Origin of the sequence: Luteibacter sp. UNC138MFCol5.1 (assembly GCF_900110505.1) — a bacterium.
Classification (GTDB): Bacteria; Pseudomonadota; Gammaproteobacteria; order Xanthomonadales; family Rhodanobacteraceae; genus Luteibacter.
This window is the reverse complement of sequence record NZ_FODZ01000002.1, coordinates 146489-168291: the sequence shown is the minus strand read 5'-3', so window position 1 is coordinate 168291 and position 21803 is coordinate 146489. Positions and strand designations below refer to the sequence as shown.

At 68.1% G+C, this 21803-nt stretch carries 12 protein-coding genes; all 12 read left to right on the top strand.

The genetic code is table 11. The annotated features are described in order from the left end of the window. Positions 1-185: 185 nt before the first annotated feature. Positions 186-1311 (top strand): peptide chain release factor 2 gene (gene prfB / locus BMY69_RS05120; protein WP_139206020.1). Its coding sequence is split into 2 segments (ribosomal slippage): positions 186-260 and positions 262-1311, totalling 1125 coding nucleotides; the frame shifts between segments, so codons are not numbered across the junction. 63 nt (positions 1312-1374) lie between these two features. Further along, complete coding sequence (locus tag BMY69_RS05115; RefSeq protein ID WP_090175798.1) at positions 1375-1764, top strand: four helix bundle protein; 390 nt, start codon at positions 1375-1377, stop codon at positions 1762-1764. A 47-nt stretch (positions 1765-1811) separates the two neighbouring features. Beyond that, positions 1812-3359: a lysine--tRNA ligase gene (gene lysS, locus BMY69_RS05110; protein WP_090176904.1), complete on the top strand. Its 1548-nt coding sequence runs from the start codon at positions 1812-1814 to the stop codon at positions 3357-3359. A gap of 4 nt (positions 3360-3363) precedes the next feature. Beyond that, positions 3364-3663 (top strand): YciI family protein, encoded by a 300-nt coding sequence (locus tag BMY69_RS05105; protein ID WP_090175797.1) that lies wholly within the window; start codon positions 3364-3366, stop codon positions 3661-3663. Beyond that, the gene (locus BMY69_RS05100) at positions 3660-3923 is read left to right on the top strand and encodes a BolA family protein (RefSeq protein WP_090052869.1); all 264 of its coding nucleotides are present in this window, start codon (positions 3660-3662) and stop codon (positions 3921-3923) included. The genes BMY69_RS05105 and BMY69_RS05100 overlap by 4 nt, the downstream gene beginning before the upstream one ends. A 248-nt stretch (positions 3924-4171) precedes the next feature. Continuing rightward, positions 4172-7672, top strand: coding sequence for a chromosome segregation protein SMC (gene smc, locus BMY69_RS05095; protein ID WP_090175795.1), 3501 nt, complete (start codon positions 4172-4174; stop codon positions 7670-7672). Positions 7673-7697: 25 nt separating this feature from the next. Further along, positions 7698-8681 carry a cell division protein ZipA gene (zipA, locus tag BMY69_RS05090; RefSeq protein WP_090175793.1) on the top strand — a complete coding sequence of 328 codons (984 nt, stop codon included), beginning with the start codon at positions 7698-7700 and terminating at the stop codon, positions 8679-8681. Positions 8682-9148: 467 nt separating this feature from the next. Further along, positions 9149-12421 carry a maltotransferase domain-containing protein gene (locus tag BMY69_RS05085; RefSeq protein WP_255364467.1) on the top strand — a complete coding sequence of 1091 codons (3273 nt, stop codon included), beginning with the start codon at positions 9149-9151 and terminating at the stop codon, positions 12419-12421. Positions 12422-12424: 3 nt separating this feature from the next. Beyond that, positions 12425-15742, top strand: coding sequence for a maltose alpha-D-glucosyltransferase (gene treS, locus BMY69_RS05080; RefSeq protein WP_090175789.1), 3318 nt, complete (start codon positions 12425-12427; stop codon positions 15740-15742). A 38-nt stretch (positions 15743-15780) separates the two neighbouring features. After that, the gene (gene glgB / locus BMY69_RS05075; RefSeq protein ID WP_218143141.1) at positions 15781-17925 is read left to right on the top strand and encodes a 1,4-alpha-glucan branching protein GlgB; all 2145 of its coding nucleotides are present in this window, start codon (positions 15781-15783) and stop codon (positions 17923-17925) included. A gap of 11 nt (positions 17926-17936) precedes the next feature. Then, complete coding sequence (gene glgX / locus BMY69_RS05070; protein ID WP_090052877.1) at positions 17937-20048, top strand: glycogen debranching protein GlgX; 2112 nt, start codon at positions 17937-17939, stop codon at positions 20046-20048. Then, positions 20045-21799, top strand: a complete 1755-nt coding sequence (gene treZ / locus BMY69_RS05065) for a malto-oligosyltrehalose trehalohydrolase (protein ID WP_090175785.1) — start codon at positions 20045-20047, stop codon at positions 21797-21799. Before glgX ends, treZ begins: the two co-directional genes overlap by 4 nt. The last annotated feature ends 4 nt before the right edge of the window (positions 21800-21803 follow it).

Here is a 21803-nt window from a genome sequence, read left to right as displayed (position 1 = left end):
CGCGCGACATCTTTTCGCCCCGTTACCCAAGCTGGCGCGCCAGCTCCGGGTCACGGCCTCAGAAGATGTCGCGCGCGCGGCGCGCTCCTACGGCAAGAGGCCGCGCAGTGCGGCGTACCGGCGACTTTGCTAAGATTTCGCTCTTTAGCCGGCGCCCTCCGCGCCGCACAGCAGGCGAACCGACCATGATCGAGACCAATCCGATCCTTGCGCAGATCGCGGACCTCAAGGGCCGCGTCGAGTCGCTTAGGGGGTATCTTTGACTATGCCGTCAAGAAAGAACGGCTAGAGGAAGTCAACCGCGAGCTCGAGAGCCCCAATGTCTGGGACGATCCGAAGCGCGCGCAGGAGCTGGGCCGCGAACGCGCGCAGCTCGACACCATCGTGACGGGCGTCGAGGAGATGACCTCCTCGCTCGACGACGCGAAGGAACTGCTGGAGATGGCGGCCGCCGATGGCGACGAGGCCACCGTGCAGTCGATCGTCGACGACCTGAACAAGGTCGACGCCCGCGTCGGCAAGCTCGAATTCCAGCGCATGTTCTCCGGTGAGCTCGATTCGGCGGCCGCGTTCGTCGACATCCAGGCCGGCGCCGGCGGTACCGAAGCCCAGGACTGGGCCGAGATCCTGCTGCGCATGTACCTGCGCTGGGCCGAGTCGCGCGGCTGGAAGGCCGAGCTGATGGAGGTCTCCGGCGGCGAAGTCGCGGGCATCAAGTCCGCCACGTTCCGCGTCGAGGGCGATTACGCCTACGGCTGGCTGAAGACCGAGATCGGCGTGCACCGCCTGGTCCGCAAGAGCCCGTTCGACTCCGACAACCGCCGGCACACCAGCTTCACCTCGGTGTTCGTCTCCCCGGAAGTCGACGACAACATCGAGATCGACATCAACCCGGCCGACCTCAAGACGGACGTCTACCGTTCGTCCGGCGCGGGCGGCCAGCACGTGAACAAGACCGAGTCGGCCGTGCGCATCACGCACATCCCGACCAACACGGTCGTCGCGTGCCAGACCGAACGCAGCCAGCACGCCAACCGCGACCGCGCGATGAAGATGCTGAAGGCGAAGCTGTACGAGCTCGAGCTGCAGAAGCGCAATGCCGAGAAGGACGCGCTGGAAGCGTCGAAGTCCGACATCGGCTGGGGCAGCCAGATCCGCAACTACGTGCTCGACCAGTCGCGCATCAAGGACCTGCGCACGGGCGTGGAACGCTCCGATACCCAGAAGGTGCTCGACGGCGACCTCGACGAATTCGTCGAAGCCAGCCTGAAGGCCGGCCTCGAAGCCGGCTCCAAGCGCGTCGATGCCTGATGGTTGGCGGCACGTTGGACGGTGCCGCCTTCGCCTGGTCGAGGACACACAAGGAGGTGGGAGATGGGAAACGGGGGCGCGCCGTTCGTCAGTTTCCGGGATCTGGAAGCGTGGCAGGAAGCGATGGCACTGACGGTTCGCGTGTACGCATTGTCGGAACGCTTTCCCTCTTCGGAACGATTCGGCTTGTGCTCTCAGTTAAGGCGAGCCGCGGTCTCGATCCCGTCGAACCTTGCCGAAGGGCACGCGCGAGGAGCCACGCGCGATTTCATCCGGTTCATCGGAATGGCGCGTGGTTCGCTCGCCGAAGTCCAGACCCAGGTCGAAATAGCAGGCCGCCTGGGCTACATCGATCTCACGGACGAGTCTTCTGTCATGGCCGGCTGTGACAAACTCGGAAGAATCTTGAGAGGATTGCGAAAGTCGCTGGAACGAAATCTCGCGCAACGATGACAGTCGCGCCCCCACTTCCCATCTCCCATCCCCAAGCCGCCATCCCGATGACCCAAGAGCCCTCCATCAACGCCTCTTCGCCGAACGAAGCCCCGACTGCCGCCGATGAAAATCGTCTCATTGCCGAGCGCCGCGAGAAACTGAAAGCGCTGCGCGCGCAGGGCATCGCCTATCCGAACGACTTCCGGGTCGACAGCTTCGCGGGCGACCTGCAGGCCGAGTTCGCCGACAAGGACACCTGGACCGCCGAGGCCATCGAGGCCGCGCCGCGTCGCGTGGCCGTCGCGGGCCGCATCATTCTCATGCGCGGGCAGGGCAAGGTCAGCTTCGTGCAGATGCAGGACGGCACGGGTCGCATCCAGCTGTTCGTCCACCAGGGCACGCTGGGCGAGGAGGACTACGACGCGTTCAAGCGCTGGGACCTCGGCGACATCGTCGGCGCCACGGGCGTGCTCATGCGCACGAAGACCGGCGAGCTGTCGGTCAAGGTCGAGGCCATCCGCCTCCTGACCAAGTCGCTCCGCGGCCTGCCGGACAAACACCATGGTCTGGCGGACGTGGAGCAGCGTTACCGCCAGCGCTACGTCGACCTCATCGTCACCGAGGAATCGCGCCGCACGTTCGCGCTGCGCTCGAAGATCATCAGCCACGTGCGCCGCTGGCTCGAGGCGGAGCCGCGCCGCTTCATGGAAGTCGAGACGCCGATGATGCACGTGATCCCGGGCGGAGCGACCGCGCGCCCGTTCACCACGCACCACAACGCGCTCGACATCCCGCTGTTCCTGCGCGTGGCGCCCGAGCTCTACCTCAAGCGTCTCGTGGTCGGCGGCTTCGACCGCGTCTACGAGATCAACCGCAATTTCCGCAACGAGGGCGTGTCCACGCGGCACAACCCCGAGTTCACGATGCTCGAGCTGTACCAGGCCTACGCCACGTACCACGAGATCATGGACATCACGGAGGGCATGATCCGCTCGGCCGCCACCGATGTCGTAGGCAGCACGCAGATCGAATGGGACGGCGCCACCGTCGACCTGGGCCCGGCGTTCCGTCGCTGGCGGATGGAAGACGCCGTGCTCGAGCTCAACCCCGAGATCAAGGCGTCCGAGCTGCGCGACCGCGAGGCGATGGCCGCGCACGCCGCCCGTCTCGGCATCCACGTCAAGCCCGGCTACGGCTGGGGCAAGCTGCTCCTGGAGATCTTCGAGGCGACGGTCGAGCACACGCTGATCCAGCCGACCTTCATCATCGATCACCCGGTCGAGGTCTCGCCGCTGGCGCGCGAGAACGACACCGACAAGGGCATCACCGACCGCTTCGAGCTGTTCATCAACGGCAAGGAGCTCGCCAACGGCTTCTCCGAGCTCAACGACTCCGAGGACCAGGCCGCGCGCTTCCAGGCGCAGGTGGACGCGAAGGACGCCGGCGACGACGAGGCCATGCATTTCGATGCCGACTACATCCGCGCGCTCGAAGTGGGCCTGCCACCCACGGGCGGCCTCGGCGTGGGCATCGACCGCCTCGTGATGCTCCTCACCGGGTCGTCGTCGATCCGCGACGTGCTCCTCTTCCCGACCATGCGCCCCGAGGTCTGATCCCATGTTCTACGCCATCGTCGCGCTCGATCATCCCGGCACGCTCGCGAAGCGTCTCGAAGCGCGTCCCGCGCACCTGGCGCGCCTCAACGCGCTGAAGGACGAGGGTCGTCTGAAGCTCGCCGGCCCGTTTCCGGCCATCGATTCGCCCACGCCGGGCGAGGCGGGGTTCCAGGGCAGCATGATCGTCGCCGAGTTCGAGAGCCTGGAAGCCGCGAAGACCTGGGCGGACGCCGATCCCTACGTCGCCGCGGGCGTGTACCGGGACGTCGCCGTGCGGCCGTTCCTCGCGGTGCTGCCGTGACGGTCGAGAAGGTCGAGCGCATCCGCCGGCTGCTGACCGCGGCGCTCGCCCCGGTCCAGCTGGACGTGATCGACGAGGGCCACAAGCACGCGGGCCACGCGGGGGAGGGCAAGGGCCACTTCTTCGCGCGCATCGTCAGTCCGGCGTTCGCGGGGAAGAACCCGATCCAGCGCCACCGCATGGTCTATGACGCGCTTGGCGAGATGATGCCCGACGGCATCCACGCGCTGTCCATCGAGGCGAAGGCGCCCGGGGAATAACCGGTGCTGCCGTGGGAGCGCACCCGGGCGCGAATGCTCTTCGCCGGCCTCCGGGAGCTGGCGCGTAGGCTCGCCTACCGAGGCGGAATGCCGTCGCGCCCAGGTGCGCTCCTACAATCAATGGGTTAGGCTACTGTCTTCGTGTCATTTCGCGTATTGCGCCGGGCGGACCCCTTTGGCAAAGTGACCGATCTGCCAGGGGGAGGCTCCCGAACGGGGCCCACGGCCGCGTCTCAACGGAAACCATCATGCGTCTGACCACGATCAAGCTGGCGGGATTCAAGTCGTTCGTCGACCCCACCACGCTGCATTTGCCCACCAACATGACCGGCGTCGTCGGTCCGAACGGCTGTGGCAAATCGAACATCATCGACGCCATCCGCTGGGTGATGGGTGAATCCGCCGCCAGCCGCCTGCGCGGCGACTCGCTCACCGACGTCATCTTCTCCGGCTCCAGCGCGCGCAAGCCGGTGGGCCAGGCGGCGGTGGAACTGATCTTCGACAACGCGGACGGCACCATCCAGGGCGAATACGCCAGCTTCGCCGAGATCTCGGTCAAGCGCGTCGTCAGCCGCGACGGGCAGTCCGCGTATTTCCTCAACGGCGGCCGCTGCCGCCGCCGCGACATCACCGACCTCTTCCTCGGCACCGGCCTCGGTCCGCGTTCCTACTCGATCATCGAGCAGGGCATGATCAGCCAGATCATCGAGGCGGCGCCGGAAGACCTGCGCACGCACCTCGAGGAGGCCGCCGGCATCTCCAAGTACAAGGAGCGCCGCAAGGAAACCGAGAGCCGCATCAAGTCCACGCGCGAGAACCTCGACCGCGTGCGCGACGTGCGCGACGAGGTCGAGAAGCAGCTCGACCACCTGAACCGCCAGGCCCGCGCCGCGGAACGCTGGAAGGCGTTCAAGGAAGAACATACCCGCAGCGAAGCCGAACTGCGCGCGCTCGAGTACCGCTCGCTGCAGCGTCGCCACGAGGGCGAGGGTTCCGGTCTGCGCGAGGCCGAGCTCGAGATCGAGAAGCAACTGGCCGGGCAGCGCCAGGTCGAGGCGCAGCTGGAAACCGTGCGCGAGCGGCATCAGGGCGCGAGCGAACATCTGAACCAGGTGCAGGCCGAGGTCTACAAGGTCGGCGCCGAGATCGCGCGCGTCGAGCAACAGGTGCGGCACAACCGCGACCTCACCGAACGCCTGACCCGCTCCCGCGCCGACGCGGAACGCGAGCTCGAGGAACTGCAGGGGCACATCGACACCGACCGCGAGCAGATCGAGACGCTGCGCCTCGCGCTGGCGGAGGGTGAGCCGAAACTCGAGGCGCTGCAGCAGATCCAGGACGAGACCGGCGACGCGCAGCGCGCGACCGAATCCCGCCTGGCCGACTGGCAGCAGCGCTGGGACACGCATACCCGCGGCGCGTCCGAATCCAGCCGTGCCGCGGAAGTCGAACGCACCAAGCTGGCCTACCTCGATCGTCAGCTCGTCGATCTCGCCAAACGCCGCGAAGTCCTCGAAGCCGAGCAGCGCGCGACCGACGTCGCGGCGCTCGACGCGGCGTCCGAGCAGCTCGACACCGAACACGAAACGCAGCGCGAGCGCGTGGAGCAGCTCGGCGGCGTGCTCGACCAGCACAAGGTCGCCTACGAACGCGTGCTCGACGACGAGCGCCAGGTGCAGTCGTCGCTGAACGATGCGCGCCAGCAACTGCAGACCGCACGCGGCCGCCAGGCCTCGCTGGAAGCGTTGCAGACGGCGGCCCTCGGCCAGGACGAATCGGCCGCGAGCGGCTGGCTCGCCCGGCTGGGCCTCGACCGGTCGCGCCGCCTCGGCGAATCGCTGCAGGTGGACACGGGCTACGAGTCCGCCGTCGAGACCGTGCTCGCCGGCGTGCTCGATGGCGTGCTCGTGGACGCGCCCGAAGCGCTCACCGCCGAATTCGACGCGCTGGGTCAGGCCGACGTCGCGCTCTTCGCCGGCGCGAAGGGCGGCCCGGGGCCCGAGGGCACCCTCGCCGCGCACGTGCGCGGTCCGCTATCCGCGGTGAACCTCCTCTCGAACGTGTTCGTCGCCGACTCGGTCGAGGCGGCCGCCGCGCGCGTCGGCTCGCTCGCGGCGCACCAGTCGGTGATCACGCGTGATGGCGCGTGGATGGGTCCGGGCTGGGCTCGCGTCCTGCGCGCCCAGGGCAACCAGGTCGGCGTGCTCGCCCGCGAGCGCGAGATCCGCCAGCTCGCCGAACAGATCGAGACGCTCGAAGCCTCCATCGAGGAGCGCACCGAGCAGCTCGAAACGCTGCGTACGACCAAGTTCGAAACCGAACGCCAGCGCGACGACGCGCAGCGCGAGCTGTATGCCGCGCATCGGCGTCTGTCGGAGCTCGCCGGCCAGTTGCAGAGCCACCGCGGCAAGATGGAAACGGCACGCGCGCGCGCCGAGAAGGTCGGCGGCGAGATTTCGGCCATCGTCGACCAGCTCGACGAACTCGAAGGCCAGGCCCGCGACGCGCGTTCGCGCCTCGACGAGGCGGTCGGCCTGATGGGCGATCGAGAGGACGAACGCCGCGGCCTCGAGAACGAGCGCCGGGAACTGCTCGAAGCACGCGAAGAGGCGCGCATCAACGCGCGCGAAGCCGCCGATCAGGCACACCAGCTCGCGCTCGGCATGGAGTCGAAGCGCGCGGCGCTGACGTCGCTCGAGCAGGCGATGGGACGCCTCGACACGCAGCTGCGCCAGGTCACGGCTCGCCGTGACGAGATCGACCAGCAGCTCGCGGCCGGGTCCGATCCGATCGCCGAACTGGAATCCGAACGCCAGACCTACCTCGACCAGCGCCTGCTGGTGGACCGGCAGCTCGTCGAGGCGCGCCGTGCGCTGGAGGATTGCGACGCCGAGTTCCGCCGCCTGGAGCAGGAGCGCCACCGCATCGAGCAGGTGCTCAACAAGGTGCGCGAGAACGTCTCCGAGAAACGCCTCGCGGCGCAGGCGCTGCAGTTGCGCGCCGACCAGCTCGCGCAGGCCATCCAGGCGTCCGGCCTCGAACTCGAGGCGTTGCTCGCCGAACTGGCGGAGGACGCCGAGCCCGAGCGCTGGCAGCAGCAGCTCGTCGACCTCGCGCAGAAGATCGCCCGCCTGGAGCCCGTGAACCTCGCCGCGATCCAGGAGCACGCCGAGCAGTCGCAGCGCAAGGAATACCTCGACGCGCAGCTGACCGATCTGGCCGGCGCCCTCGAAACGCTGGAAGGCGCGATCAAGAAGATCGATCGCGAGACGCGCCAGCGCTTCAAGGAGACCTTCGACCGCGTCAACGCCGGCGTGCAGGAACTCTTCCCGCGCCTGTTCGGCGGCGGCCACGCCTACCTCGAACTCACGGGCGAAGACCTTCTCGACACCGGCGTCGCCATCATGGCCCGGCCCCCTGGCAAGCGCGTTTCCAACATCACGCTGCTTTCCGGCGGCGAGAAGGCGCTCACGGCCGTGTCGCTCGTGTTCGCGATCTTCGGCCTCAATCCGGCGCCGTTCTGCCTGCTCGACGAGGTGGACGCGCCGCTCGACGAGGCCAACGTCGGCCGCTTCTCGGCGATGGTCCGCGAGATGAGCGAGAAGGTTCAGTTCATCTTCGTGAGCCACAACAAGGCCACCATGGAAGCCGCGCACCAGCTCTGCGGCGTTACCATGCGCGAGCCGGGCGTGTCGCGCCTCGTCCAGGTCGACCTGGCCGAAGCGTCGAAGCTCGCCGGCGTCGCCTGAGCATTACTTTAAGGAACGAAAAACCATGACCCCCGCCATCGGCCTCGCCTGGAATCCCGCGGTTGGCATCCCGATGCTCTTCGTCGGCATCGTCGTCCTCGTGCTGCTCTGGCTCTTCGGCCAGCCGCGCAAGGAGCAGGGCAGGCGCAAGCCGGTGCAGGAGCAGCCGGAGCGCGCGCGTGAGCGCCGCGAGCCGGTCTTCGGCGAAGAGGGCGGGGATGATGTGGAACCGGTCGCCTCCTTCAGCGCACGCGACGAGGACGCGAACGATCCGCTTTTCGCGCCGCGTCCCGCGCAGGGCGAACTCGACGTCGACCTCCGCGCCGAACTGGAGCGTCTCGGTGCGTCGCTCGCGGGCGAGCAGACCGAGTCCGCCGCGCCCGTGCTGCGCGAGAACCCGGCGCAACGCGGGGCCCGCGTCGATCCCCGCCTCGACCTGCCGTTCGACGTCGACGACGCCGTGACGCCGGCACCCGCACCGATTCCGGCACCGGCGCCCGCGCCTGCACCGCCGCCGAAGGCGCCGCCGCGTTCCGACCTTGGTCGCCGGCCGCCCAGCGCGCCCGTCGAGCGCATCGTCAGTCTGTATGTCGTGTCGCGCGAGGGCAGCCGGTTCAACGGTTCCGATCTTGTCGTCGCGGCCGAGAAGGCCGGCCTCGAGTTCGGCGACATGGGTATCTACCATCGCCTGGTCGACGGTCACCCCGAGAAGGGCCCGATCTTCAGCGTCGCCAACCTGGTCAAGCCAGGCAACTTCGACATGGCCCGCATCGCGACCCTGCAGACGCCGGGCCTGTCCTTCTTCATGGCCCTCCCGGGCCCGATCCCGGCGCTGGACGCCTGGGACGCCATGCTCCCCACGGCCCAGCGCCTCGCCGAACTCCTCGACGGCCTCGTACTCGACGAGGAGCGCAACGCGCTGGGTCGCCAGCGCATCGCGCACATCCGCGACGAACTGCGCGGCTGGGACCGCGGTCACGAGGGCGAAGAGATCAAGTTCGGGCAGTAAGCGGGAGACCATCCGCACGGCCGGCTTCGGGCGGGTTTCCAAGCGCACTCGGGACGCGATCTCGCCTGCCCGGGCGCCCCGCCGTGGGCACCGGCGTGCGCCGGTGCGACGGTGAGGAGGACGGAGGTGCGCTTCAGTGTCCCTCACCGTCGCACCGGCGCACGCCGGTGTCCACGGCGAGGCGATGACACGAGCGACCGCCCTTGGCCGTTCGTGCTTCATCCGTCGCCTCGCACGCGACAAGCCCCTCACCGTCGCACCGGCGCACGCCGGTGCCCACGGCGGGGCGATGACACGAGCGACCGCGCCCCGGCCGCTCACGTTTCTTCCGAGAGACCGCCGCGGATTCACGAACCCGCAACACCCGGATGCGTCACTGTGGAGGCCTTCGCGTGCCCGGGTCATTGGCACGATGCACACATCCGGCCCGGCATGCTTGTGTCCATTGCCCAAGGAACACGAGTCCGATGTCGGCCAGCCCGAGTGCGCCCTTTCGCATCTACTATCTGCATCCGCTGCTCGCGGGGCCCATGACCGCATGGAACGCGTGGATCGATCACGCCGCCTCGCTGGGGTTTCGCCAGCTTCTCGTCGCTCCGCCGTTCGACGCCTCGCCCTGCGGCGATATCTTCGTCACGAGGGACTTCGACCGGCTCAACGCGGCGATCGCCGCCGACGGCGACGCCACGACGCGCCTCGCCCAGATCGCGAAGGCCTGCCGCGCGCGGGGACTCGAACTCTGGCTCGACCTGCCGCTGGACGAGATCGCGTCTGACGCGACCGTCCGGGCCGAGCATCCGGAGTGGTTCCGCGCGGTGGCGGCGCAGCATGGCACGCCGGACCCGCGCTGGACGCCTAGCGAGAGCGACAGCGCGCGCTGGCGTCTCAACGACCCGGAGGTCGTGGACGAAGCGACCGGCTGGTGGACGGATCGCCTGCGACGCTGGGTCGACGCCGGCGTCTCGGGTTTCCGCCTCATGCATCCGCAGCGCCTGCGTGCCGCCGTATGGAAGACGCTGATCGATACCGTCAACGGGGGCACCGCTCGCGCCGCCTTCCTCGCCTGGACTCCCGGCATCACGCCTGACGAACTCGACGGTCTGCGTGGCGCGGGTTTCGAGGCGGTGGTGTCCTCGGCGGCGTGGTGGGATTTCCGTGCGCCGTGGTTCATCGACGAGGCGGAGCGTCTCGCGACGGTCGCGCCCGCGTTGGCCTGCGTGGAAGAGCCCTTCGCGCCACGGCTGGGCGACGAACTGGGCGAAGAGAATCAGCTCGATCACGCGTACCGGCGCGCCATCGCGTTCTGCGCGACATCGCCGGCGGGCTGGATGATGCCGATGGGCTTCGAGTTCGCCGTGCACGACGCGCTCGATCCGCGGCGCGGTGCACCTGTCACGCCGGGGCAACTCGCCGCGAACGCGGCCGTCGACCTCACCGCATGCGTCAAGACCGCCAACGCGGCGGTCGCCGATCAGGTGGCGACGCTTCCCGCGATCACGCTGCATGCCGGCGTGGCCACGTTCCTCGGCGTCGACGGCGCGGATCCTCGCACGGCGGCAAGGGCGACGTTGACCGTGGTGAACGCATCGCTCGACCGCGACGTCGTCGTGACCGCGGCCGACGCGCTGGCCGGGGCCGCGAGCCATTTCGCTCCCTGGACGGCCGCGGACGGCCGCAAGGTGTTCGATCAGGGCGACAGCCTCGTGCTGGAGCCCGGCGCGGTCGTGACGCTGACGGGCACGCCGTCCGCGCCGATCAAGCGCAAGCTCGGCGCGTCGGCGCAGAAGGAGGTGCTGCAGGGTGCCACGTCGGCGCCGCGTGTCATCGTCGAAGCCGTGCAGCCCACGGTCGATGGCGGCCGGTTCCCGGCGAAACGCGTCGTCGGCAAGGCGATTCGTGTCACCGCCGACATCTTCATGGACGGGCACGACGTGCTCGCGGCGCGGCTGCGCCACCGCGCGCAGGACGAAAAAGGCTGGCGCGAGGCGCCGATGGTCCTGGAGAACAACGACATGCATGTCGGCAGCTTCACGCCGACGCGCATCGGGCGCCACGAGTTCCAGGTCGAGGCATGGCACGACCGCTACGCGACCTGGCACCACGAGGTGGAGGTCAAGCATGCCGCCGGCGTGGACATCGCGCTCGAACTGGAGGAGGGCAGGCTGCTCGTCGAGGCGCGGGCGAAGGACGCCTCGGGTCCGAAGGCCAAGGCCTTGCGCAACCTCGCGGCCGCCGCGGCCAAAACGGAAGGTGCCGAGCGCTTCGCTCTGCTGATGTCCGACGCCGCCGTCGAGCTGATGAGCGTGACGGATCCGCGCGAACGGGCGAGCACGACGCAGGCGTTCGTGATCGAGGTCGACCGTCGCGAGGCCGAGTTCGCCAGCTGGTACGAGCTGTTCCCCCGTTCGATGACCGACGACAAGGCGAAGCACGGCACGTTCCGCAACACGATCGCGCGCCTGCCGGCGATCCGCGACATGGGATTCGACGTGCTGTACTTCCCGCCGATCCATCCGATCGGCAAGGCGTTCCGCAAGGGGCCGAACAACACGCTGACGCCGGGGCCCGACGACCCGGGCAGTCCGTACGCGATCGGTTCGCCGGACGGCGGCCACACGGACATCCATCCGCAGCTCGGCACGCTCGAGGATTTCCGCGCGCTGCGCGACGCGGCGCACGAACACGGCCTCGAGCTGGCGCTCGATTTCGCGATCCAGTGCTCGCCGGATCACCCGTGGCTGAAGGAACATCCCGAGTGGTTCGACTGGCGGCCGGACGGCAGCATCAAGTACGCCGAGAACCCGCCGAAGAAGTACCAGGACATCGTCAACGTCGACTTCTACGCCGACGGCGCGATCCCCTCGCTCTGGCAGGCGCTCTGCGACGCGGTGCTGTTCTGGGCCGCGGAAGGCGTCCGCACGTTCCGCGTCGACAACCCGCACACGAAGCCGTTCCCGTTCTGGGAGTGGATGATCGCCCGGGTCCGCGCGAAGTATCCCGACGCGCTGTTCCTCTCCGAGGCGTTCACGCGGCCGAAGCCGATGTACCGGCTCGCCAAGGTCGGCTTCAGCCAGTCGTACACCTATTTCACGTGGCGTAACTCGAAACAGGAATTCATCGACTACCTCACCGAGCTGACGACCACGCCGCCGAAGGATTTCTTCCGGCCCAACTTCTTCGTCAACACGCCGGACATCAATCCGTACTTCCTGCAGACCTCGGGCCGCCCCGGCTTCCTGATCCGCGCCGCGCTGGCGACCACGCTGTCGGGTCTGTGGGGCATGTACTCGGGCTTCGAGATCTGCGAGTCCGCGCCGATGCCGGGCAAGGAGGAGTACCTCGATTCCGAGAAGTACGAAATCCGCGTCCGCGACTTCGACGCCCCGGGCAACATCGTGCCCGAGATCACCCGCCTTAATCGCATCCGCCGCGCCCACCCCGCACTGCAGACGCACCTCGGCGTGCGCTTCCTGCCCGCGAACAACGACCAGGTGCTGTTCTTCGAAAAGCGCGCGGGCGACGACCTCGTCCTCGTCGCGATCAGCATGGACCCGCACAACGCGCAGGCGGCGGATCTCACGTTGCCGCTTGGCGACTGGGGTATCGCCACCGACGCGGCGCTCGACATGCACGACCTCCTCCACGACCAACCCCTCATCTGGCGCGGCTCCACTCAACACGTATGGCTCGGCCTCGGCCAGCCTTACGCCGTCTGGCACGTCCGCCTTCCCGGAGTCTGATCCATGGCAACACGCGGCAAAGGAAAGAAGAAGGCCGTCGCTCCCGATTTCTCGAGCGATCCGCTCTGGTACAAGGACGCGATCATCTACCAGGTGCACCTGAAGTCGTACTTCGACGCCAACGACGACGGCGTGGGCGACTTCCAGGGCCTCATCGACAAGCTCGACTACATCGCGGAGCTCGGCGTGAACACGCTCTGGCTGCTGCCGTTCTACCCGAGTCCGCGTCGCGACGACGGTTACGACATCGCCGAGTACAAGGCGGTGCATCCCGATTACGGCAAGCTGGCCGACGCCCGCCGCTTCATCGCCGAGGCGCATGCGCGTGGCCTGCGCGTGATCACCGAGCTGGTCATCAACCATACGTCGGACCAGCATCCCTGGTTCCAGCGCGCTCGCCACGCGAAGAAGGGCTCCGCGGCACGCAATTTCTACGTCTGGTCGGACACCGACCAGGCCTACGACGGCACGCGCATCATCTTCCTCGATACCGAGAAGTCCAACTGGACCTGGGACCCGGTCGCGGGCCAGTACTTCTGGCATCGCTTCTTTTCGCACCAGCCCGACCTGAACTTCGACAATCCCGCGGTGCTCAAGGCCGTGATGGACGTGATGCGCTTCTGGCTCGACATGGGTGTCGACGGGCTCCGGCTGGACGCCGTGCCGTACCTCATCGAACGCGAGGGCACGAACAACGAGAACCTTCCCGAGACGCATCAGATCCTCAAGATGATGCGCGCGGAGATCGACCAGCATTACCCCGACCGCATGCTGCTGGCCGAGGCCAACCAGTGGCCGGAGGACACGCAGGATTACTTCGGCGAAGGCGACGAATGCCACATGGCGTTCCATTTCCCGCTGATGCCGCGCATGTACATGGCGATCGCCCGCGAGGACCGTTTTCCGATCACGGACATCATGCGCCAGACCCCGGCGATCCCGGAGAACTGCCAGTGGGCCATCTTCCTGCGCAACCATGACGAGCTGACGCTCGAGATGGTGACGGACAGCGAGCGCGATTACCTGTGGCAGACCTATGCCGCGGATCGCCGCGCGCGCATCAACCTCGGTATCCGCCGTCGACTCGCGCCGCTGCTGGAACGCGATCGCCGCCGCGTGGAACTGATGAACTCGCTGCTCCTGACGATGCCCGGCACGCCGGTGCTGTACTACGGCGACGAGATCGGCATGGGCGACAACATCCACCTCGGCGACCGCGACGGCGTGCGCACGCCGATGCAGTGGTCGGTCGACCGCAACGGCGGCTTCTCGCGCGCCGACCCCGCCAGCCTCGTGCTGCCGCCGATCATGGATCCGCTCTACGGTTATCAGGCGATCAACGTCGAGGCGCAGTCGCGCGATCCGCATTCGCTGCTGAACTGGACGCGCCGCATGCTCGCGGTGCGCAAGCGCTACAAGGCGTTCGGTCGCGGCACGCTGAAATTCCTCTACCCCGGTAACCGCAAGGTTCTGGCGTACCTGCGCGAGTTCGGCGGCGAACACGTGCTGTGCGTGGCGAACATGTCGCGCGCGCTTCAGGCGGTCGAGCTCGACCTGGCGGCGTTCGACGGCAGCGTGCCGATCGACATCGTCGGCGGGTCGTCGTTCCCGCCGATCGGTCAGCTGCCGTACCTGCTCACCGTGCCGCCTTACGGCTTCTACGCGTTCCAGATCTGCCCGAACGCGCAGATGCCCTCGTGGCACGAGGTGCCGGCCGAGCCGATGCCCGATTACGAGACGCTGGTGCTGCGCGGCGCGCTGGTCGAAGGTCCGGTCATGGCGCACCACCGTGGCGTCATCGAGAAACAGGTGCTGCCGGGCTACCTCGCGGTGCGCCGCTGGTTCGCCTCGAAGGATCGTGGCATCGAGGGAGTGAAGATCCTTTACGCGGTGCCCTGGCCCGATCGCGGTGACGACCTCATCCTCACCGAGGTCGAGGCGACGCTCTCCGACGGCGGCACCGAGCGCTACAGCCTGCCGGCGGGCATCGTTTGGGAAGACGAGAACCCGAGCGCGCGTGCACAGCAGCTTGCATTGGCACGCGTGCGCCGCGGTCGCCGTATCGGCCTGCTTACCGATGGTTTCGCCCTCGACGCCTTCGCCAGCGGCCTGTTGGTCGGCCTGCGCAACGGCACGGAGCTGCCGCTGCACGATGGATCGGTGCGTTTCGAGACCACCGATGCGTTCGGCGCGGTCGACTTCGATCCGGCGATCGAGAACCGCTGGCTGGCGGGTGAGCAGTCGAACAGTTCGATGATCCTGCACGACGCGGGCGTCGTGAAGCTGTTCCGGCGTACGTCCGCCGGAGTGAATCCCGAGGTCGAGATGGGCCGGTTCCTCACGGAGCACGGCTACGCCAATACGGCACCGTTGCTGGGCGAGGTCGTGCGGGTCGGCGAGCACGGCGAGCGCACCACGCTCGCGGTGTTGCAGGGCTTCCTGCGCAACCAGGGCGATGCCTGGCGCTGGACGCTGGATTTCCTGCGCCGCAGCTACGACGAGTACGGCCACTCGGCCGACGACGAGCGCAGGGCGGAGATCGAGGCCGGTTACGACGCTTTCGCGGCCGCCGTGGGCACGCGTCTGGCCGAACTCCATGCGTTGCTCGCGAAGCCGTCCGAGCTCCCTGCGTTCTCGCCGGAGAAGGCGGACGCGAAGACCGCCGACGCGTGGCGGGATGCCATCCGCGCCCAGGTCGAGCGCGCGCTGGCATCGGTCGATGCCACGCACGAGCTGTCGGAAAGCCTCGCCGCCGAAGCGGAGGCGCTGCGCGGCTACGCCGGCGCCTTGGGCGATCGCATCGCCACGCTCGCCCGTGCGGGCGTCGGTGCGCCGACGACGCGCACCCACGGCGATTTCCACCTCGGCCAGATCCTGGTCGTGCAGGACGACGCGTACATCATCGACTTCGAGGGCGAGCCGGCGCGGTCGCTCGAGGAGCGGCGCGCGAAGACGTCGCCGCTGCGCGACGTGGCGGGCTTCCTGCGCTCGCTCGACTACGCGGCGGCGATGGCTCGCCGTGGCGAGGACGGGCTCGCGCCCGTCGAGGACGAAGGGTTCGTCGATTACCTCGCACGCTTCCGCGAGCGCTCGACGCGCGTGTTCCTCGCGGCTTACCGCGACGTGCTCGACGCGGCACCCGTCCGCTGGATCGACGCGGACGCGCTCGCGCCCGTGCTCGAGCTCTTCGTCATCGAGAAGGCGGCCTACGAGGTCGTGTACGAGGCGGCGAATCGCCCGGGCTGGCTGGACGTCCCGCTGCGTGGACTGCTCAGCGTCGCGCGGGGCGATACCGCGAACGAACTGAAGGAGGACACGTGACCGATCCCCGCACTTACGGTCTCGGCGACGGGGCCGCGATCGACGCGCTGGTCGAAGGCCGGCATGGCGACCCGTTCGCGATCCTCGGGCCGCACACGGTGGACGGGCGGCGCGTCGTGCGCAGCCTGCAGCCCGGCGCGACGGCGGTGGAAGCGATCGACGCCTCGGGCGGCGTGCTCGGCGAGCTCGAGCGCGTCCACGCCGACGGCCTCTTCGCCGGCTTCGTCGATGGCGACGTGGGCTATCGCCTGCGCGTGCACTGGCCGGCCGCCACCCACGAAACGCACGACCCTTATGCCTTCGGCACGCTGCTCGGCGACGACGACCTGCGGCAGCTTTCCGATGGCCAGCACATCGAACTGTTCCGCTGCCTTGGCGCCCATCCGGTCACGGTCGATGGGGTGCACGGCGTGCGTTTCGCTGTGTGGGCGCCGAACGCGCAGCGGGTCAGCGTGGTCGGCGACTTCGACAGCTGGGACGGCCGTCGCCATCCGATGCGCAAGCGCGTGCCGGCCGGCGTCTGGGAGCTTTTCGTCCCCGGGCTGCTGCCGGGCGCGCGCTACAAGTACGAGATCTGGGGTGCCGACGGATCGCTGACCCAGCGGGCGGATCCCGTCGCGCTCGCCGCCGAGCTGCCACCGGCGACGGCATCCATCGTCGCGGATCCGACAGCCTTCCGCTGGACCGACGACGAGTGGCTGCGCCGACGCGGCGCGCTGCATCACGCCGGGTCGCCGATCTCCATCTACGAACTGCACGCCGGCTCGTGGCTGCGCGGGAGGGACGGCCAGGACCTGCATTGGGACGAGATCGGGGAACGCCTGATCCCTTACGTCGCCGGGATGGGCTTCACGCATATCGAGTTGCTCCCGATCTCCGAGCATCCCTTCGGCGGCTCGTGGGGTTACCAGCCGCTGGGCCAGTTCGCACCGACGTCGCGCTTCGGGACGCCCGAAGCGTTCGCGCGCTTCGTCGATCGCTGCCACGAGGCGGGCATCGGCGTGATCGTCGACTGGGTGCCCGCGCACTTCCCGACGGACATCCATGGCCTCGCGCACTTCGATGGCACGCCGCTCTACGAGCACGCCGACCCGCGCGAGGGTTTCCACCAGGACTGGAACACGCTGATCTTCAACCTCGGCCGCAACGAGGTCTCGGCGTTCCTCGTCGCCAGCGCGCTCGCGTGGCTGGAGCGGTTCCATGTCGACGGCCTGCGTGTCGACGCCGTCGCGTCGATGCTCTACCGCGACTATTCGCGCAAGCATGGCGAGTGGGTGCCTAACATCCACGGCGGCCGCGAGAACCTCGAGTCGATCGCCTTCCTGCGCCGCGTGAACCAGCTCGTCGCCGAGCGGCATCCGGACTGCATGACGATCGCCGAGGAGTCGACCGCGTGGCCGGGCGTGACGCAGCCGGTGGAGCAGGGTGGCCTCGGCTTCACGTTCAAATGGAACATGGGCTGGATGCACGACTCGCTGGAGTACATGTCACGCGACCCGATCCATCGCCGATACCACCACGGCGAGATGACCTTCAGCATGGTCTACGCGTATTCCGAGAAGTTCGTGCTTCCGCTTTCCCACGACGAGGTCGTCCACGGCAAGCGCTCGTTGCTGGGCCGCATGCCCGGCGACGAGTGGCAGCGCTTCGCCAACCTTCGCGCCTATTACGGATTCATGTGGGCCCATCCGGGCAAGAAGCTGCTGTTCACCGGCGGCGAGATCGCCCAGCCGCACGAGTGGAACCACGATGCGCAGATCGCGTGGGATCTGCTTGACCATCCCGCGCACCTCGGCGTGCAGAAGCTCGTCCGCGATCTGAACGCCGTCTATGCCGCGACGCCCGCCCTGCACGCGTGGGACAGCGATCCGCGCGGTTTCCGCTGGGTCATCGGCGACGACGCCGCGCAGAGCGTTTTCGCGTGGCTCCGCTTCGCCGAGGGCGCGCGGCCGGTGCTGGTAATCAGCAACATGACCCCGACGCCTCGCCACGGTTTCCGTATCGGCGTGCCCGAAGGTGGGCGCTGGCGGGAGGCGATCAACTCGGACGCCGCCGACTACGGCGGGTCCGGCGTGGGCAACGAAGGCGAGCGTCACGCGCAGTCCGTGCCCTCGCATGGCTTCGACCAGTCGCTGGTCGTCAGCCTACCACCTCTTTCCACCGTTCTATTCGTCGCCGACTGACCAGGATCACGATGCCCGCCTTACCCGAACGCATGCAATCAGGCACGCCCTATCCCCTGGGCGCGACCTGCGACGGCATGGGCACCAACTTCGCCGTTTTCTCCGCCCACGCCGAGCGAATCGAGCTCTGTCTCTTCGACCCCTCGGGCAAGCGCGAGATCGCGCGTTACGACCTGCCCGAGTGCACGGACGAAGTGTTCCACGGCTACCTGCCGCGTGTACGTGGGGGAACGTTGTACGGGTTCCGCGCGCACGGCCCGTACGCACCGGAGGAAGGACACCGTTTCAACCCCAACAAGCTCCTGCTGGACCCTTACGCGCGTCTGCTGCAGGGCCAGGTCCGCTGGTCGGACGCGCTGCACGGGTATCGCGTGGCCTCGCCGCGCGCCGACCTGTCGTTCGACCGGCGCGACAGCGCGGCGGCGATGCCGAAGGCCGTGGTGGTCGACGAACCCATGCACTGGACGCAGGGCAACCGTCCGCACACGCCGTGGAACGAGACGGTCATCTACGAAACGCACCTGAAAGGCTTCACGAGGAACCTCAAGCGCATCCGTCAGCACGAGCGCGGCACGTTCATCGCCCTGGCCGATCCGTATGTCATCGACTACCTCGTCAAGCTCGGCGTGACAGCGGTGGAGCTGCTGCCCGTGCACGCGTACCTTCAGGACCGTCGCCTGACGGAGATGAAGCTGCGCAACTACTGGGGCTACAACACGCTCGCGTTCTTCGCCCCCGAGCCGGCCTATCTTGCGGAGGGGGCGCTCAACGAGATCCGCGCCGCCGTGCAGGCGCTGCACGCGGCGGGCATCGAGGTGATCCTCGACGTGGTCTACAACCACACCTGCGAGGGCAGCGAGCTGGGCACGACGATGTCGTTCCGCGGCCTGGACAACAAGAGTTATTACCGGCTCATGGAGGACAACCCGCGTTATTGCATCAACGACACGGGTACCGGCAACACGGTCAACACCGCGCATCCGCGCGTGCTCCAGCTGGTGATGGATTCCCTGCGTTACTGGGTACAGACGTTCCATGTCGACGGATTTCGTTTCGACCTGGGCGTGAGCCTGGGGCGCGAGGGGGATCGGGGCTTCGACCCGAACTGCGGCATGTTCGACGCGATGCGCCAGGATCCCGTGCTGGCCAACGTGAAACTGATCTCGGAGCCATGGGACATCGGGCCCGGCGGCTACCAGCTCGGCAATCACCCGCCGGGCTTCGCCGAGTGGAACGGCAAGTACCGCGACGACATCCGCAAGTTCTGGAAGGGCGACGCCAACATGCGCGGCGCGCTCGCGGGTCGCCTGCAGGCCTCCGGCGACCTGTTCGACCACCAGCGCCGTAAGCCCTGGGCCTCGGTCAACTTCGTCACCGCGCACGACGGATTCACGCTCGAGGATCTGGTCAGCTACAACGAGAAGCACAACGAAGCCAACGGCGAGGACAATCGCGACGGCGGCAACGACAACGAGAGCTACAACTACGGCGTGGAAGGTCCGACCGATGATCCGGCCATCCGCACCCAACGCGACCGCGTCAAGCGCGCGATCCTGGCGACGCTGTTCTTCTCGCACGGCACGCCGATGCTGCTGGGCGGCGACGAGTTTGGCCGCACGCAACAGGGCAACAACAACGCGTACTGCCAGGACAACGACATCTCCTGGTACGACTGGAAGCTGGCGACCTCGGACGCGGGCAGGCAACTCACCGACTTCGTCGGCCTGCTGACGCGGCTGCGCGAGCAGCACCCGACGCTGCGGGCCAAGCACTTCCTGCGTGGCGACACCGACGTGGTGCCCGGCATGAAGGAGGTCGCCTGGTTCGACGAGAGCGGCACCGAGATGAGCCAGGAAACCTGGGGCTACACGGAGGGGCGCCTGCTCGCGGTTCGCCGCGCGCAGCTGCACGGCGAGAAGCGGGCGGACGTCACGCTGGTGATGCTCAACGCGACGCCGGAAACCCACGTGTTCCACCTGCCGCAGCCCGGGGCGAACTGGCGCCTGCGCTGCAACACGGCGGAGCCTGGCGCGCAGGAGATCCCCTGGAGCGAACCGTCGATCGAGGTGCAGGGTCGTAGCGTCGTGTTGCTCGCCGCGACAGTGAAGCTGGAGAGCGCATGACCGCCGCGTCGTTCCATGCGATGCCTTATGGCTTCAAACCCCTGGGCGACGGACGCACGCGCTTTCGCCTCTGGGCGCCCGACGCCGAGAAGGTCGTCATCGAATTCGACGAGGCGGAACCGACGACGATGCGTGCGCTCGACGATGGGTGGTTCGAGTGCATCTGTCCCGTGGAGGAAGGCGCGGGCTACCGGTTCCGCATCGACGGCCGCGACGGGGTGCCCGATCCGGCCTCCCGTCGCCAGCTCGACGGCGACGTCCATGGCTACAGCGTCGTGACCGATCTCGCCGCCTATCGATGGCGGAATCAGGAATGGCGTGGCCGGCCGTGGCGCGAGACGGTGATCTACGAGCTGCACGTCGGCGCACTCGGCGGGTTCCACGGCGTGGAGATGGTGCTGCCACACCTCGCGTCGCTCGGCATCACGGCGGTGGAGCTGATGCCGATCGCGCAGTTTCCGGGCGAGCGCAACTGGGGCTACGACGGCGTGCTGCCCTTCGCGCCGGCGGCGGCTTATGGCTCGCCGGAGGATCTCAAATCGCTGGTCGACACGGCGCACGACCTCGGGCTCATGGTATTCCTCGACGTGGTCTACAACCATTTCGGTCCCGAGGGAAATTACCTCGGCGCCTACGCGTCGCCGTTCTTCGACGAGTCGGCGCACACGCCGTGGGGCGCGGCGATCGGTGTCGCCACGCCGCAGGTCGGCGATTTCTTTGTGCACAACGCGCTGTACTGGCTCGAGGAGTTCCGCTTCGACGGCCTGCGCTTCGATGCCGTCCACGCCATCGGCAATCCGGGCTGGCTCTCGTCGCTGGCCGCGCGCGTGCGCGCGGCGACGGGCCCCGACCGCTACGTCCACCTGGTGCTCGAGAACGAGGCGAACCAGGCGAACCTGCTCGGCCCGGGACGTTTCGACGCGCAGTGGAACGACGACTTCCACAACGCGCTGCATGCGCTGGTCACGGACGAGAACGAGGGCTACTACGCGCACTACCATCCCGCGGCGATGGAGAAGTTGCTGCGCAGCCTGCAGGAAGGCTTCGCGTTCCAGGGCGAGGCGATGGGAAACCGTCGGCGCGGCGAACCGAGCGGTCACCTGCCCGCCGCGCGCTTCGTCAATTTCGTGCAGAACCACGACCAGGTCGGTAATCGCGCGTTCGGCGATCGGCTGACGACGCTCATCGCACCCGAGACGATGGAGGCCGCGCTGGCGCTGTTGCTCCTCGCGCCCTTCGTGCCGCTCCTGTTCATGGGCGAGGAGTGGGCGAGTCGCACGCCGTTCCTGTTCTTCACCGACTTCCCCGACGAGGATCTCCGCAGGGCGGTTCGTGACGGCCGGCGCAGGGAATTCGAGGCGTTCACCAGCTTCGGCGGCGAGGAGATTCCCGATCCGAACGACGGCGACACCTTCCGCTCGTCGATTCCGTCGCGCGACCCCGACGTGGGCGAGGCACGACGCGTGCTGCTCCGCGAGTTGATCGCCCTGCGCCAGAAGCACGTCGCGCCGCATATCGAGAGCGCGCGCGGAGCGGGCGCGGTAGCGCTCGGTGCGCGCGCGCTGCGCGCGTCGTGGACGATCGGATCGTCGACGCTGACGCTCTTCGTCAACCTCGGAGACGAGGACGTCACGGTCGACCCGCCACCTTCTCCGACATCGGCATGGCTCCACGGCGATGCCGCCGACATCGCGACCCTTTCCCGCGGCGTGCTCCCCGCGCGCCGCACCCTTGCCAGCCTGGAGTCCTGATCCC